General features: G+C 73.9%; 15 protein-coding genes and 2 tRNA genes. All 17 read left to right on the top strand.

Annotated elements, in window-relative coordinates; translation table 11 throughout:
- On the top strand, positions 1–254 hold a 254-nt coding region (locus MA879_RS11610), incomplete at its 5' end, for a hypothetical protein (RefSeq protein WP_248126630.1).
- A 268-nt stretch (positions 255–522) separates the two neighbouring features.
- A complete protein-coding gene (rplU, locus tag MA879_RS11605; protein ID WP_135027900.1) occupies positions 523–828 on the top strand; it encodes a 50S ribosomal protein L21 in 306 nt (101 codons plus the stop codon).
- Positions 829–881: 53 nt separating this feature from the next.
- Entirely contained in the window at positions 882–1139 is a 258-nt protein-coding gene (gene rpmA, locus MA879_RS11600) for a 50S ribosomal protein L27 (RefSeq protein ID WP_135027898.1), read from the top strand.
- A 155-nt stretch (positions 1140–1294) separates the two neighbouring features.
- Positions 1295–2866, top strand: coding sequence for a GTPase ObgE (gene obgE / locus MA879_RS11595; RefSeq protein ID WP_248126627.1), 1572 nt, complete (start codon positions 1295–1297; stop codon positions 2864–2866).
- 76 nt (positions 2867–2942) lie between these two features.
- Positions 2943–4157: a glutamate 5-kinase gene (gene proB, locus MA879_RS11590; protein WP_248126624.1), complete on the top strand. Its 1215-nt coding sequence runs from the start codon at positions 2943–2945 to the stop codon at positions 4155–4157.
- Between the two features lie 33 nt (positions 4158–4190).
- Entirely contained in the window at positions 4191–5519 is a 1329-nt protein-coding gene (locus tag MA879_RS11585; protein ID WP_248126622.1) for a glutamate-5-semialdehyde dehydrogenase, read from the top strand.
- Between the two features lie 79 nt (positions 5520–5598).
- Positions 5599–5841 carry a hypothetical protein gene (locus tag MA879_RS11580; protein ID WP_248126620.1) on the top strand — a complete coding sequence of 81 codons (243 nt, stop codon included), beginning with the start codon at positions 5599–5601 and terminating at the stop codon, positions 5839–5841.
- A gap of 36 nt (positions 5842–5877) precedes the next feature.
- Positions 5878–6516 (top strand): nicotinate-nucleotide adenylyltransferase, encoded by a 639-nt coding sequence (gene nadD, locus MA879_RS11575; protein WP_248126617.1) that lies wholly within the window; start codon positions 5878–5880, stop codon positions 6514–6516.
- The gene (locus MA879_RS11570) at positions 6513–7202 is read left to right on the top strand and encodes a hypothetical protein (RefSeq protein WP_248126614.1); all 690 of its coding nucleotides are present in this window, start codon (positions 6513–6515) and stop codon (positions 7200–7202) included. The genes nadD and MA879_RS11570 overlap by 4 nt, the downstream gene beginning before the upstream one ends.
- Before the next feature lie 30 nt (positions 7203–7232).
- On the top strand, positions 7233–7655 hold the full coding sequence (rsfS, locus tag MA879_RS11565; protein WP_248126611.1) for a ribosome silencing factor: 423 nt from the start codon (positions 7233–7235) through the stop codon (positions 7653–7655).
- A 5-nt stretch (positions 7656–7660) separates the two neighbouring features.
- On the top strand, positions 7661–8338 hold the full coding sequence (locus tag MA879_RS11560; RefSeq protein WP_248126607.1) for a histidine phosphatase family protein: 678 nt from the start codon (positions 7661–7663) through the stop codon (positions 8336–8338).
- Positions 8339–8456: 118 nt separating this feature from the next.
- Positions 8457–8529 (top strand) — tRNA-Ala (locus tag MA879_RS11555).
- 451 nt (positions 8530–8980) lie between these two features.
- A tRNA-Ala gene (locus MA879_RS11550) sits at positions 8981–9053 on the top strand.
- Positions 9054–9719: 666 nt separating this feature from the next.
- The gene (locus MA879_RS11540; RefSeq protein WP_248126604.1) at positions 9720–10844 is read left to right on the top strand and encodes an Ig-like domain-containing protein; all 1125 of its coding nucleotides are present in this window, start codon (positions 9720–9722) and stop codon (positions 10842–10844) included.
- A 69-nt stretch (positions 10845–10913) separates the two neighbouring features.
- Positions 10914–12365, top strand: coding sequence for a cryptochrome/photolyase family protein (locus tag MA879_RS11535; protein ID WP_248126602.1), 1452 nt, complete (start codon positions 10914–10916; stop codon positions 12363–12365).
- 169 nt (positions 12366–12534) lie between these two features.
- Positions 12535–13575 (top strand): hypothetical protein, encoded by a 1041-nt coding sequence (locus MA879_RS11530; protein WP_248126600.1) that lies wholly within the window; start codon positions 12535–12537, stop codon positions 13573–13575.
- Positions 13576–13688: 113 nt separating this feature from the next.
- On the top strand, positions 13689–13879 hold a 191-nt coding region (locus MA879_RS11525; protein WP_418001252.1), incomplete at its 3' end, for a hypothetical protein.

Genomic DNA, 13879 nt, shown 5'->3' with positions numbered 1-13879 from the left:
CGGTGTCGCCCCGGGCGCCCGCCGCCGCGGACGCCGTTGAGGCCGCGCCGTCGGCACGGCCGGCCCGCCGCCGCTCCCGCCGCGCCGTCTCCTCCGACGGCGGCCAGGTGAGCGTCCAGACCGCGGGCGAGGCCCGGGGCTCGCGCTTCACCGCGCAGGCCGCGTCCACTCCGGCGCGCCCGCAGGCGGACGGTCCAGCCCCCGTGATGCTGGGCGTGGGCGTCAAGGCCGAGGACATCGTCCGCGCCGGGTGAGGGGAGGGGCGCGCCGCCAGCACGTGGGCGGCGCACCCCGGCCGCCGGGCGGGCGCCACGCACCGGACGTCGGGCGGGCGCCACGCCCGACACACCCCGTTTGGCCCGGAGGTAGGCCACCGAGTATGATCGACACTCGGTGTCCACCCCGCAGGCTTCCCGCATGTCCCGTTCCTGGGATCACCGGACCCGGACGCGCTGCGGTCGAGGTGCGGGCGAGTGGACCTGAAACACGTATCCATGCAACGTCGAGAGAAGTGAGTCCCAAGTGGTGTACGCGATTGTCCGCGCTGGCGGCCGCCAGGAGAAGGTCTCCGTCGGAGACCTCGTTACCCTCGACCGCGTCCCCGCTGAGACCGGTGGCTCCGTCGAGCTGCCCGCTCTGATGCTGGTGGACGGGTCCGAGGTCAAGGCCGGCGCCGACGCCGCCGGTGTGAAGGTGACCGCAGAGGTTGTCTCCCACTCCCGTGGCAAGAAGATCGTCATCCAGAAGTACAAGAACAAGACCGGCTACAAGAAGCGCCAGGGCCACCGCTCTGAGCTGTCCACGGTCAAGATCACCGGGATCGCCTGAGTCGCTGACGCGACCCGCGCCACCCGCAGCATCCAGAAAGACAGGTAACAGCAATGGCACATAAGAAGGCCGGCAGTTCCTCGAAGAACGGCCGCGACTCGAACCCGCAGTACCTCGGCGTCAAGCGCTACGGCGGCGAGGACGTCAACGCCGGCGAGATCATCGTCCGCCAGCGCGGCACCAAGTTCCACCCGGGCCGCAACGTCGGCCGCGGCAAGGACGACACCCTGTTCGCGCTCTCCGCGGGCACCGTGGCCTTCGGGCAGCGTCGCGGCCGCAAGGTCGTGGACATCGTCGCCGCCGCCGAGTGATCCACTCACTCCCGGCGTGAGCCCGGGGGCCGTCCGCGCTGCGGTCGCCCTCGGTCTCCTCTGACGCTCCGGCGGGGGCGGGTCACTGTTCAACAGGACCCGCCCCCGCCGTCGTCGTCTCCTTCCCCGTTCCACTCCACCCGTCAGGAGCCCTCATGGCAGCCTTCGTGGACCGCGTGGTCCTCCACCTCACCGCCGGCGACGGCGGGCACGGCTGCGTGTCCGTCAAGCGGGAGAAGTTCAAGCCCCTGGGCGGCCCGGACGGCGGCCAGGGCGGCGACGGCGGCGACATCACCCTGGTGGTGGACCACCAGACCACGACGCTGCTGAACTACCACCACGTCCCGCACCGCTCGGCGGAGAACGGCCAGCCGGGGATGGGCGACCACCGCGCCGGCAAGGATGGGGAGCACCTGGTGCTCCCCGTGCCGGACGGCACCGTGGTGAAGGACCGGGACGGCAACATCCTGGCCGACCTCGTGGGCGAGGGTGCCAGCTTCACCGCGGCAGCCGGCGGCCAGGGCGGGCTCGGCAACGCCGCGTTGGCCTCCGTCAAGCGCAAGGCTCCGGGCTTCGCCCTGCTGGGCCTGCCGGGGGAGAGCCGTGAGCTGGTCCTGGAGATCAAGACCGTGGCGGACGTGGCCCTGGTGGGCTACCCCTCGGCCGGCAAGTCCTCGCTGATCGCGGCGATCTCGGCCGCGCGCCCCAAGGTGGCGGACTACCCGTTCACCACATTGGTGCCCAACCTGGGCGTGGTGCAGGCCGGGGAGGTGCGCTACACGGTGGCGGACGTGCCCGGACTGATCCCCGGGGCGTCGGAGGGCAAGGGCCTGGGCCTGGAGTTCCTGCGCCATGTGGAACGCTGCGCGGCCCTCGTGCATGTGCTCGACTGCGGCACGCTGGACCCGGAGCGGGACCCGTTGTCCGACTTCGAGGCGATCGAGACCGAACTCGAGGCCTACGCCGTCGAGCCGGTGTTCTCCCAGGGCGGGGAGGGCGTGGTGCCGCTGAACGAGCGCCCGCGCCTGGTCGCCCTGAACAAGACCGACCTGCCCGACGGCCAGGACATGGCGGATCTGGTGCGCGCGCAGCTGGAGGAGCGGGGTCTGCGGGTCTTCGAGGTCTCCGCGCTCGCCCACGAGGGCCTCGAGGCCCTGAAGTACGCCATGGCAGGGCTGGTCGAGGAGGCCCGCGCGCGTGAGCCCGAGCCCAAGGAGGCGCCCGTGGCCGTGGAGGTGCCCCGCCGCCGTCGCCGTGGCAAGGACGCCGACTTCACGATCCACCGCGAGGAGCGGGGCCTGGCCCCGCTGTTCCGCGTCCGCGGCGACAAGCCGGAGAAGTGGGTCGCCCAGACCGACTTCCAGAACGACGAGGCCGTGGGCTACCTGGCCGACCGCCTGCAGCGCGCCGGCGTGGAGGACGGCCTGTTCACGGCCGGGGCCGTCCCGGGCGACGCCGTGGTGATCGGCGACGACGAGACCGGCGTCGTCTTCGACTGGGAGCCCACGCTCTCCGCCGGTGCGGAGCTGCTGGCGGGCCCCCGTGGCACGGACGTCCGCATGGAGGAGCGCACCCGCGCCACCCGCGCCGAGAAGCGCGCCGAGCAGGACCAGCGCCGGGCTGCCCGCGCCGCCACGCGCGCCGAGATGGAGGCCGAGCGTCGCTCCGGGCTGTGGACGGTCTCAGACGATGCGACCGAGGCGGATCCGGGCGAAGATGGACGGTGACGTCTCCGGCCCGCAGGGGCCGGAGCGGCGGGTGACCGCCCTGCCCTGACCGCGACCCACGAGGAGAGCGCCTTCCATGGCCGAACGCCGCACCACCGTCTTCCGCTACGCCACGCCCGCCACCGGCGCGGCGGGCGACCCCCGGGCGAACCCCGTGGTGAACCGCGGGGACCTCCGGGACGCGCGCCGGGTGGTGATCAAGATCGGCTCCTCGTCGCTGACCACCCCCGAGGGCCTCAAGACGGCGGCGATCGACGCCCTGGTGGACCTCATCGCCACCCTGCGCGGGCGCGGCATGCAGGTGGTGCTCGTCTCCTCCGGGGCCGTCGCCGCGGGTTTCCCGGCGCTCGGCCTGACGCGCCGCCCCAAGGACACGGCCACGCAGCAGGCCTCCGCCGCGGTGGGCCAGAACCGCCTCGTGGCGTACTACTCGCAGTCCTTCGCCCGGTACGACACCACCGTGGCCCAGGTCCTGCTCACCGCCGAGGAGCTCATGCGCCGCGGCCAGTACATCAACGCGCACCGCGCCCTCGCCCGTCTGCTGACGCTGGACGTGCTGCCGATCGTGAACGAGAACGACGCCGTGGCCACGCGCGAGATCCGCTTCGGCGACAACGACCGTCTCGCGGCGCTCACCGCGAACCTGGTCAAGGCCGACCTGCTCGTCCTGCTGTCCGACGTGGACGCGCTGTACACGGGCCACCCGTCCAAGCCGGACTCGCGCCGGATCGACACCGTGTCGTCTGACGCGGACATCGCCGGCGTGGACGTCCGGACGCCCGGCTCGGCGGGGGTGGGCACGGGCGGCATGGTGACCAAGGTGGACGCCGCCGGCATCGCCGCGACCACCGGCATCCCCACGCTGCTGACCTCCGCGGACCGGGCCGCCGAGGCGTTCGAGGGCGAGGACGTGGGCACGTGGTTCTCCGCCGCGGGTCGGCGCCGCTCGGCCCGCGCCGCGTGGCTGGGCCTCACGGCCCAGGTGCGGGGCCGCCTCACCATCGACGACGGCGCCGTGGCCGGGGCCATCGACCGGGGCCGCTCCCTGCTGGCCGCGGGCATCACCGCCGCGACCGGCGAGTTCACGGCGGGCGACGTCGTGGAGATCGCCGACGCGGGCGGGCGCGTGCTGGCCCGCGGACTCGTGGCGTACTCGTCCCCCCAGCTGCCCCGCATGCTCGGCCGCAAGACCTCCGAGCTGAAGGCGGACCTGGGCGAGGGGTACGACGGCGTCGTGGTCCACGCGGACGACTGGGTGCGCCTGGCCCCGACCCACTCCGCCTTCCTCTGACGCCGGCCACGGGGCCTGGCTAGAGTGACGGGCATGAGCACCGAGACCACGGACACCGCACACGACGACGCGCCCTCCCAGGGGATCGTGGACCAGGTCCTGGAGCGCTCGGCGTGGGCGCGCGCGGCCGCCCCCGAGCTGGCCCGGGCCGGTCGGGACCGCAAGGACGACACGCTGCGCGCGATGGCAGACGCCGTCCGTGCCGCCTCCGTCTCCATCCTGGAGGCCAACCGCGAGGACATGGCCCGCGGCGAGGAGGCGGGCACCTCTGGTGCCCTGTTGGACCGGCTGCGGCTGGATGAGGACCGCCTCGAGGCGCTGGCGCTGGCACTGGAGTCCCTCGCGGGCCTGCCGGACCCGGTCGGCTCGGTGGTGCGGGGCGGCGACCTGCCCAACGGCATCCACATGGCGCAGGTGCGCGTGCCGCTGGGTGTCGTCGGGGCGGTGTACGAGGCGCGTCCGAACGTCACGGTGGACATCGCCGGCATCGCGCTGAAGTCCGGCAACGCGGTCATCCTGCGCGGCGGCTCCGCGGCCGAGCGCACCAACACCGTCCTGGTCCAGGTCCTGCGGGAGTCCGTCAGCGCCCAGGGGTTCGATGCGAACCTCATCCAGGGCATCGACGACCTGGGGCGGGCCGGCGTCGCGGCGATGATGGCCACCCGCGGGTCCGTGGACGTCCTGGTGCCTCGGGGCGGGCGCGAGCTCATCCAGCGCGTGGTCCGCGAGGCCCGCGTCCCGGTGATCGAGACCGGCGAGGGCAACGTGCACCTGTATCTCGACGCCACGGCGCCCGTCGAGATGGCCGTGGACATCGCCGTCAACGCCAAGACGCACCGCACCTCGGTGTGCAACGCGGCCGAGACGCTCCTGATCCATGAGGACGCCGCCGAGGCCGGCCGCGAGGTCCTGCGCGCCCTGATGCGCGCCGGCGTGCTGCTGCACCTCGACGCCGGTGCCCGGAGCCTGCTGCCGCCCGAGCACGACCGCGACCCGGACGCCCGGGAGCCCCAGGACGCGACCGAGGAGGACTGGGGCCGGGAGTACCTCGACCTGGAGATGGCGGTGCGGACCGTGCCGTCGATCGACGACGCGATGGCTCACATCCGCCGCTGGTCCACCGGCCACACCGAGGCCATCGTCACCAACGACCTGGCGAACGCGGACCGGTTCGTCACCGAGGTGGACGCGGCCGCGGTGATCGTCAACGCCTCCACCCGCTTCACCGACGGCGGCCAGCTCGGCCTCGGCGCGGAGGTGGGCATCTCCACGCAGCGCATGCATGCCCGCGGCCCCATGGGCCTCGAGGAGCTCACGACCACCAAGTGGGTCCTGCGCGGCACGGGCCAGGTCCGGCGCTGACGCCCGCTAGACTCGAGAGCGAGTCCCACGGGGCCGGGACCGTGCCCGGCCCCCGCACCCACGCACCGAGGAGCACCCCATGCTGAACACCTCCCTGATCCTGGCCGCGGCCGAGGGCGGCCACGACATCGTCAACGAGCTGCCGATGGACCCCGTCTGGTACGGCGTCATCACCTTCGTCCTCCTGATGGCAGCCCTGCTCGCCGTGCTGTCCATGCGCTCCGTGGGCCTGCGCCACCCGGCGCCCACCACCGCCGTCCAGCACCGCGGCACGGGTCACGCCGGCACCCACGGCACCGGCTCCCACAGCGCGGGCCACTGATCCCCCGTGCGGGGGAGCGGACCGATCCGTCACCGCATGACCGTCGCCACACGCCCCGCGGACGATGCCGCCGGGCACCGTCGTCACCGCCTCGGGATCATGGGCGGCACCTTCGATCCGATCCACCACGGACACCTGGTGGCCGCCAGCGAGGTGGCCGCGGAGTTCGAGCTGGACGAGGTGGTGTTCGTCCCCACCGGCCAGCCCTGGCAGAAGTCGGACAGGCAGGTGAGCCCTGCGGAGCACCGCTACCTGATGACGGTGGTGGCCACCGCGTCCAACCCCCGGTTCACGGTGTCCCGCGTGGACATCGACCGCCCGGGCAACACCTACACCGCGGACACGCTGCGGGACATCCGCGCCCGTCGGCCCGACTCCGAGCTCTTCTTCATCACGGGGGCTGACGCCCTGGGCCAGATCCTGACCTGGAAGGACGTCGAGGAGCTGTGGGACCTGGCGCACTTCGTGGGCGTCACCCGCCCCGGCTACGCCCTGGCCGACCTCGGGCTCGAGGACGACATCTCGCTCATGGAGATCCCCGCCATGGCCATCTCCTCGACCGACTGCCGCGACCGCGTGGCCCGGGGACGGCCCGTCTGGTACCTCGTCCCGGACGGGGTCGTCCAGTACATCAACAAGCACCACCTCTACGACACGGAGGGAGACCGGCCATGACCACGCCTCACGGGTCCGGAGGACTCGACCCCGAGGACGAGCTGCTGCGCGCCGTCCTGGCGGAGGAGACCGCCGCAGACGAGGCGGATCGCGGCCGTCGCGACCCCATCAGCCCGGCGGCGCACGCCCGGCTGCACTCCGGCACTGCGGCGGTGCCCTCTGTCGCGCAGTCCCCGTCGGCCCCCGACCCCGAGGCCACCCCCGCCGATCCCGACCAGCCCCAGGACGTCGAGCCCCGTCCCGCCGGATCCCAGGACGTCGACTGCCGGCCCGCCGACCCGCGCCCTGTCGAGTCCGAGGGGGTGCCCGCACCGGCCGTGGTCGACCCCAGGGACCGCAGGACGACCCCTCCGCCGTTCGTGGAGGAGGCCCCGACCGCGCTCGCGGAGGGGCTGGCGCGCACGGGCCCGGACACCGCGGAGATCCGCCGGGTTGAGGCGTCCTCGCCCTGGACCCGCCTGCACTCCCCGCAGGACGACGCCGACGCCGTGTCCCTCGTCCCGTCGCCTCGGCCTGCCGCCGCGACTCAGGGGGACGCCGTCGCGCCCGCCGCCCCGGTGACCGCGCCTCCGGCGCGCGACGGAGAGCCCGCCGGCGCCGGTTCACGGAACCGCGCCCTCCTCCTGCTGGGGGCTCTCGTGCTCCTGGCCCTGCTCGTGGCCCTGCTCGTGGCCTTCCTTCTCTGAATCTCTGCACACCCCACCCCTAGGAGCACCGTGACCGTTCCCCAGACCACCCTCGACGCCCTCAAGGTGGCCGCCGCCGCGGCCGTCGAGAAGGTGGCCACGCACGTCGTCGCCGTGGACGTGGCCGAGCGCCTCGGCCTGACCGACGCGTTCCTGATCGCCTCCGGTGCCTCCGAGCGCCAGGTCAACGCCATCGTCGACGGGATCGAGGAGCGCCTGCTCGCGGCGGAGCAGATCAAGCCGTTGCGCCGTGAGGGTCGTTCGGACGGGCACTGGGTGCTCCTCGACTACGGCCACTTCGTGGTGCACGTCCAGCACAGGGAGGACCGCGAGTTCTACGCGCTGGACCGCCTGTGGAAGGACAGCCCGCAGATCGACCTGGGCCTGCCCGACGACGCCGTCCGACCGGACACCGACGCCGATGCCGAGGCGGCCGGCGCCCCGCGCTCCTGAACCCCGTGCGGCTGATCCTGCTGCGGCACGGGCAGACCGAGTGGAACGCCCTGGACCGCTACCAGGGCGGCTCGGATGTGGAGCTGAACCGCACCGGCGAGCGGCAGGCGCGCGCGGCGGCCGCCGGTCCGGTCGGTGACCTCCTCCAGCAGGGCTGCGCCCTGAGGGCCGTCACCTCGCCCCTGGTGCGCGCGCGCCGGACCGCCGAGATCGTCCTGGAGGACTCGGTGGGCGCCGCGGACCTGACCGTGGACCCCGAGCTGCGGGAGCTCGGCGGCGGTGCCTGGGAGGGCCTGGAGATGGCCGCGATCGCGCAGCGGTGGCCCCGGGAGCATCACGCATGGCGCACCGTGCCGGATCTCGACGCCGGGCCGGTCGGGGGAGAGGTGCTCCGGGACGGAGGGCGGCGCGTCCTGGCCGCCGCAGCCCGGCACGCCGCTCAAGCCGGGTGGACCGCGTCCGACGTCGACGCACCGGGGGACGGCGGACTCCGCACGCTGCTCGTGGTGGCCCACGGAGCGGTCATCCGCGCCGCCGTGGGGCTCGCCCTCGGCCGGGAGGGTGCGGAGTTCGCCGCGATCCCGCGCATCGACAACGCCCGGGCGGCGATCCTCGAGGGGGCCTTCGCGGGGGAGGGCTCGGAGGGGCCCGGCCGCTGGAGCCTGGCCGGCTACGGCGTCTGAGGCGGTCGATCCCTCCGGCGAGAGGCCCGGAGTGGACGACGGGCGTGGCATGGTCTACACTTGTGGAGTTGCCTGAACGGGTTCGGAGAGATCCGGCGTGGGGGCGACACCCGCACACGGGGGTATGGCGCAGTTGGTAGCGCGTCTGCATGGCATGCAGAAGGTCAGGGGTTCGAATCCCCTTACCTCCACCGCAGGGAAGGGCCGGGACATCGGGGGATGTCCCGGCCCTTCGTCCATGTCAGCCCGCCATTCCCCCGGCATGCAGCCGGGGAACGTGCCACGCGTCACGCTCGCGCGGGGGCGCGCCGCGGACGCGGTCGACGAGGTCCCGATCATCCGCGCGTCGCTCGCGATGGCCGTGTCCACGTCCCTGCCGATCGGCATCGTCTCCGCCACCGGGCGGGGCTCCTCCACCCGTTCGTCAGCGCGACTCGGCGGGCCGAGGCCCCGGCGACTCCGCGCCGTGTCGGCAGGAGGACGCGGGCCTGCCCGTGGACCACACAGAGCGGCCTGTGGCCGCCCTGGCCGCCGAGCACGGCATTCGCGGCGTCGCACCGCCGATTTGCGCGCGAGGGTGCGGCTCGGTTAGTGTTCTCGAGTCGCTCCGGCCCGGTCCGCCGGGGAGGGGCGCCCGATCTCGGGGGTATGGCGCAGTTGGTAGCGCGTCTGCATGGCATGCAGAAGGTCAGGGGTTCGAATCCCCTTACCTCCACGGAAGCTCGAAGGCCCGGTCCACACGGACCGGGCCTTTGTGTGCAGATCGACGGTCAGGACGTGGTCACCAGCGCCTCCAGGGCGCGGCGCTCGTGCATCAGTGCGGACGCTCCAGCAGCAGGGCCGGGTCGAACGCCGCGCCGGGGTCGATCCTGCACTCCTGGATGCGCCGGATCGGGTCCGGGAGCATGCGCCGCCCGGAATGCGCACGAGGGTGCCGGAGGGCATCGAATGCGGGCGTGCTCGACCTGCACGCCCACCGAGCCCCTCCCTCCGACCCGCACGCTGCGCCACTGGTAGCCGGCCCGGCCGATCGCCCACGCTTGCACGAGGCCACGGAGGAGCCGACGACGTGGCCGCCCACGGACAGCCGGTCACCGCGAAGCCGAGCTTCATGACCTCGCCCGGGTAGTCGTGACCCATTGCCGCGTGGTCGACCTGCCCGGCTCCGCGGTAGGGCCGCAGGTCCGAGCCGCACACGCTCCCAGCGGTCACGCGGAGCGCCGCGCCCATGGCCCCCTCGTCCCGCGGGCCCGACCCGAGCGTCGCCCGTGACGTCACGGCGTTCGGTGACTTTCCAGACCGACCTCAGTGTCCTGACAGCAGCGTGACCGACGTCACCGCTCTGTTGTGCTGTCCGCCCCCTCCCGATCTGAGGAGCACCATGACCACCGTTCGCCTCCACACCCCCCGCCTCGCCGCCGCCGTCCTCGGCGCGGCCGTTCTGGCAGGCGGCGCCGCGGCGCCCGCCTCCGCCGCCGACTGGACCGAGGAGCACGGCGTGCCGGCCGGCACGTTCCTCTCCAGCTTCGCCGGTCAGTACGCGCCGATCGAGTTCGGTCTGCTGGACAACTTCGACGTCTCGGATGTGCACGTCGTGGTCACGGCCGCCGACGGAACCACCACGGACCTCGAGGTCTCCGCGTGGGACTTCGATCCGAACGCGGAGGTGGCCCCCGCCTTCCCGACCCCCGTCATCTACTCGACGCTGGCCGACGCGGGGCTCATCGACACCACCGCGCTCCTCGAGGCCGCAGCCCTGTCCGAGGGCGACGACTACTCGATCGACGTCTACGGCGCGGGCCAGCTGGCCTTCGGTGCCGACGTCGACGCGGAGGGCACCCTCACCCCCTATGAGGACGAGGACTACTTCCCCCATGACGAATGGGCCCGCAACGCCACGTGGTACGTCCAGACGGACCAGAATGAGACCCACATCACCTACCTCACCACCGACGGCGAGGGTGCTGCGGCCCCGATGAAGGCCACCCTCGTCACGAAGCCCGAGAACGGCACGGTGACCATCGGTGAGTTCTCCTACGGCTACACCCCTGACGAGGACTTCCTGGGCCGGGACACCTTCACGGTGGAGATGACCCAGCTGGGCGAGATCCGCACAGTGACCTTCGTGGTGGACGTCTTGGACCTGCCGGGCGACTCCACCCCCACCCCGATCGAGCCCGCCGAGCCGGAGCCGACCCCTGAGCCGGAGCCGACCCCGACCCCTGAGCCGGAGCCGACCCCGACCCCTGAGCCGGAGCCGACCCCTGAGCCGACTCCGACCCCCACCCCTGAGCCGGAGCCGACCCCGGAGCCGACTCCGGCCCCCACCCCGGAGCCGACCCCGGCCCCTGAGCCGGAGCCGACTGCGCCTGTCGCGGACGAGGACGGCCACACCGTGCCGGAGAAGGTCGAGACCGGCGACACCGCCGCCTGGTGGCTGGCGGGTCTGGCGGCCGTGGGCGCCGTCGCGATGGTGCGCTTCCGCCGCTCCTTCGGCCTGCGCTGAGCAGTGCGGGTCCGGCTGGTCCGGGCCCCCATCACCGCGAGGGCGGCACCGCCGGGCATGCTGGACTTCATGACCACACTGCTCTGGCTCCGCGACGACCTGCGCACCCTCGACCACGAGGCCCTCACCGCCGCCGTGGAGGATGCGCGAGCCCAGGCGGCAGGGCGCGGCGACGTCGTCGCGCTGTGGATCCGCGAGAAGGGCGCAGAGGACGACGACGCCGGCCGCCTCGGTCCGCGGCCGCTCGGGGCCGCGGCGCGCTGGTGGTACCACCGGAGCCTCGAGGCGCTCGACGCCCGGCTGCGGGACCTGGGGGTCCCGCTGGTGCATGCCCGCGGGGACGCCCGGGAGGTGGTGCCCGCCGTCGCGGCCGGGCTGGACGCGTCCGTGGTGCGGTGGTCGCGGCGGTACGCCCCGCGGTCGCGGGCGCTCGACGCCCGGGTCAAGACCCTGCTGGGCGAGGCGGGCCGCGAGGCGCACAGCCACCCCGGCGCGCTGCTCACCGAGCCGTGGGAGGTGACCACGGGGGCGGGGCGCAACTACCGCGTCTTCACGCCCTTCCACCGTGCGGCGGCCGACGTCCCGGTGGGCGCCGTGCTCCCGGTGCCCGAGGCCCTGGCCGGACCCTCCGCGCGGACGGAGCGGTCCCTCGCCGCCCTGCGGGACGCGGGCGTGCTCACGGACCGGGAGGGGCTGGAGCTGCTGGACCGCCGGCCGGAGTGGTGGCGGGACACCGTGGCGGAGCACTGGACGCCGGGGGAGGGGGCGGCCCTCGACGCCCTGGACGCCCTCGAGGTCGCCCTGGACGGCTACGGGCAGAGCCGGGACGTGCCCGGCGACCCGGAGTCGACCTCGCGGCTCTCGCCCCGGCTGCGCTCCGGCGAGCTGTCCCCGCGCACCCTGTGGCACGCCGCCCGGCGCGCGGCGGAGTCGGACGTGGCCGTCCAGGACGCGCGGGCCTGGACCCGGCAGCTCTACTGGCGGGAGTTCTGCTGGTCCCTGGCCTACCACTACGCCGACCTCGACACCGAGCCCCTGCGCACCGAGTTCGGCGCGTTCCCGTACCGGCCGGACCCGGCGCTGGCCCGGGCGTGGCAGCGGGGACGGACCGGGGTGCGGCTCGTGGACGCCGGCATGCGGCAGCTGTGGGAGACCGGGTGGATGCACAACCGCGTGCGCATGGCCGCGGCATCCCTGTTCTGCAAGAACATGCTCCAGCCCTGGCAGGAGGGCGAGGCCTGGTTCTGGGACACCCTCGTGGACGCGGACGAGGCCAACAACCCCGTCTCCTGGCAGTGGGTGTCCGGTTCGGGCGCCGACGCCTCGCCGTACTTCCGCATCTTCAACCCGGACACGCAGGCGGCGAAGTTCGACGCCGACGGACGGTACGTGGCGCGCTGGGTGCCCGAGGTGGACCGGCCGCTGAGCGGCTATCCCGAGCCGGTGGTGGACCTGAAGGCCTCCCGGCGGGAGGCGCTGGACGCCCACGCGGCCATGAAGGCGGCCGCCGGCCTCGGCTGAGGTCACGGCCGGGTCCCGGTTCGGACACGGGTCGATGTCGATGCCCCGGCGGGCCTTCCCCCGCCCGTCAGGGCGGCCGCAGGATGAGGTCGTCCCTGCGGAGCGGCGCCGGGAGGTCCGGATCCGCAGCGACGGGGAAACGCTGACCGCTGCGACCCAGGAGAACCCGATGACCCACCCCCGCCGTCCCGCCGCCCGCCTGTCCGCCGCCGTGCTCGGCGCCGGCCTCGTCGCCCCCCTCGCCCTCGCCGCCCCGGCCCTCGCGGTGGAGGGCGACGGCCCCCGCTGGTCGGCCGACTACGGTCCCATGTCCGGCTACTTCTTCCAGGTGGACGCCGACTCGGTCACACAGGCGCACTTCCAGACCTACCACGGCTACGACCCCGAGGACCTCACCCTCCTGGTGGCGCCTGCCGGTGCGGACCACGAGCCCACGGGCGAGGGCGTCCCCGTCCCCTTCACCCCGGTCGAGCTGATCGACGGCGGCGTCGTGGACGTCCAGGAGACGCGCCGCCTCCTGGGCGAGGCCGGCACGGGTCCGGTGGTCTATCACGTCGTGGCGGGCGACACCCTGCTGGACATGGCCATGGTCGTGGGCGCCGACGACGACTTGTCCGACGAGCGGGGCGGGGAGCTCGTGGCGCTCGTCAATCCGCAGGACCACTCCGGCATGTACCCGCTCTCGTGGGAGAGCGAGGCCGCCCTGGCCCCCGACGTCGACGGTCTCGGCATCCGGCGCGTCATGGCCGACATCGAGCGCAGCCACGTGTCCGTGGTGGACCAGCCCCAGCACGGCGAGCTCTTCACGTTCCGCAACCGGGACGACGGCTCCCTGGGGGCCTGGTACCTCCCGGAGGAGGGCTTCGTGGGCACCGACACCTTCACGGTGGACTTCCATGGCGACCACGTGGCGGGCGTGGAGACGTTCACGGTCACCGTGGGCGAGCCCCTGCCCGCCGGGGTCGAGGGCCTCCCCGACGCCGCGGACGGCGCCGTGGGCGGCGAGGCGATCGACCTGGACGACCCGACCACGGCCGCCATGCTCGCGGCCTTCCAGGAGCCCGCCGAGGAGAGCGCGCCGGCGGAGGAGCACGCGGTGCCGGAGAAGGTCGAGACCGGTGACGAGGCGGCCTGGTGGCTCGCCGGCGCTGCCGCGGTGGGCGCCGGCGTCCTGGTGGCGGCCCGCCGTCGGTTCGGGCTGACCCGCTGACGGCCGGACCGGACCGGCCGCACCGCGCACTACGCTGTGACGGGGCGGCCGGTCCCCGCGTCCGCGGGACCAGCCGCGCACGACGAGCGATCTGACCACTCGGAGGGACCACCGTGAGCACGGGACTCAAGCGCGGCATCTGGGCCGCCCTGCTGCTGATCTGCCTGGTCGTGGGCGCGTACGCCCTGCGCGGCGCCTTCGCGTTCGGCGAGCCGCCGATCACCGCGGCCACGCCGTCGCCTGCGGCCGCGGCCGCGGCGGCCGCCACGAGCCCGCCGAGCCCGCGGCCGGCGACCGCGTCCGC

Source organism: Micrococcus lacusdianchii, from assembly GCF_023155805.1.
GTDB classification, from domain to species: domain Bacteria; phylum Actinomycetota; class Actinomycetes; order Actinomycetales; family Micrococcaceae; genus Micrococcus; species Micrococcus lacusdianchii.
This window is presented reverse-complemented; position numbering and strand designations above follow the sequence as displayed.

Coding starts and splice junctions, on each gene's coding strand:
- MA879_RS11585 (WP_248126622.1), top strand. CDS start 4,191: ATGAGCACCGAGACCACGGACACCGCACACGACGACGCGCCCTCCCAG.
- MA879_RS11540 (WP_248126604.1), top strand. CDS start 9,720: ATGACCACCGTTCGCCTCCACACCCCCCGCCTCGCCGCCGCCGTCCTC.
- nadD (WP_248126617.1), top strand. CDS start 5,878: ATGACCGTCGCCACACGCCCCGCGGACGATGCCGCCGGGCACCGTCGT.
- MA879_RS11580 (WP_248126620.1), top strand. CDS start 5,599: ATGCTGAACACCTCCCTGATCCTGGCCGCGGCCGAGGGCGGCCACGAC.
- MA879_RS11530 (WP_248126600.1), top strand. CDS start 12,535: ATGACCCACCCCCGCCGTCCCGCCGCCCGCCTGTCCGCCGCCGTGCTC.
- rpmA (WP_135027898.1), top strand. CDS start 882: ATGGCACATAAGAAGGCCGGCAGTTCCTCGAAGAACGGCCGCGACTCG.
- obgE (WP_248126627.1), top strand. CDS start 1,295: ATGGCAGCCTTCGTGGACCGCGTGGTCCTCCACCTCACCGCCGGCGAC.
- proB (WP_248126624.1), top strand. CDS start 2,943: ATGGCCGAACGCCGCACCACCGTCTTCCGCTACGCCACGCCCGCCACC.
- MA879_RS11535 (WP_248126602.1), top strand. CDS start 10,914: ATGACCACACTGCTCTGGCTCCGCGACGACCTGCGCACCCTCGACCAC.
- MA879_RS11570 (WP_248126614.1), top strand. CDS start 6,513: ATGACCACGCCTCACGGGTCCGGAGGACTCGACCCCGAGGACGAGCTG.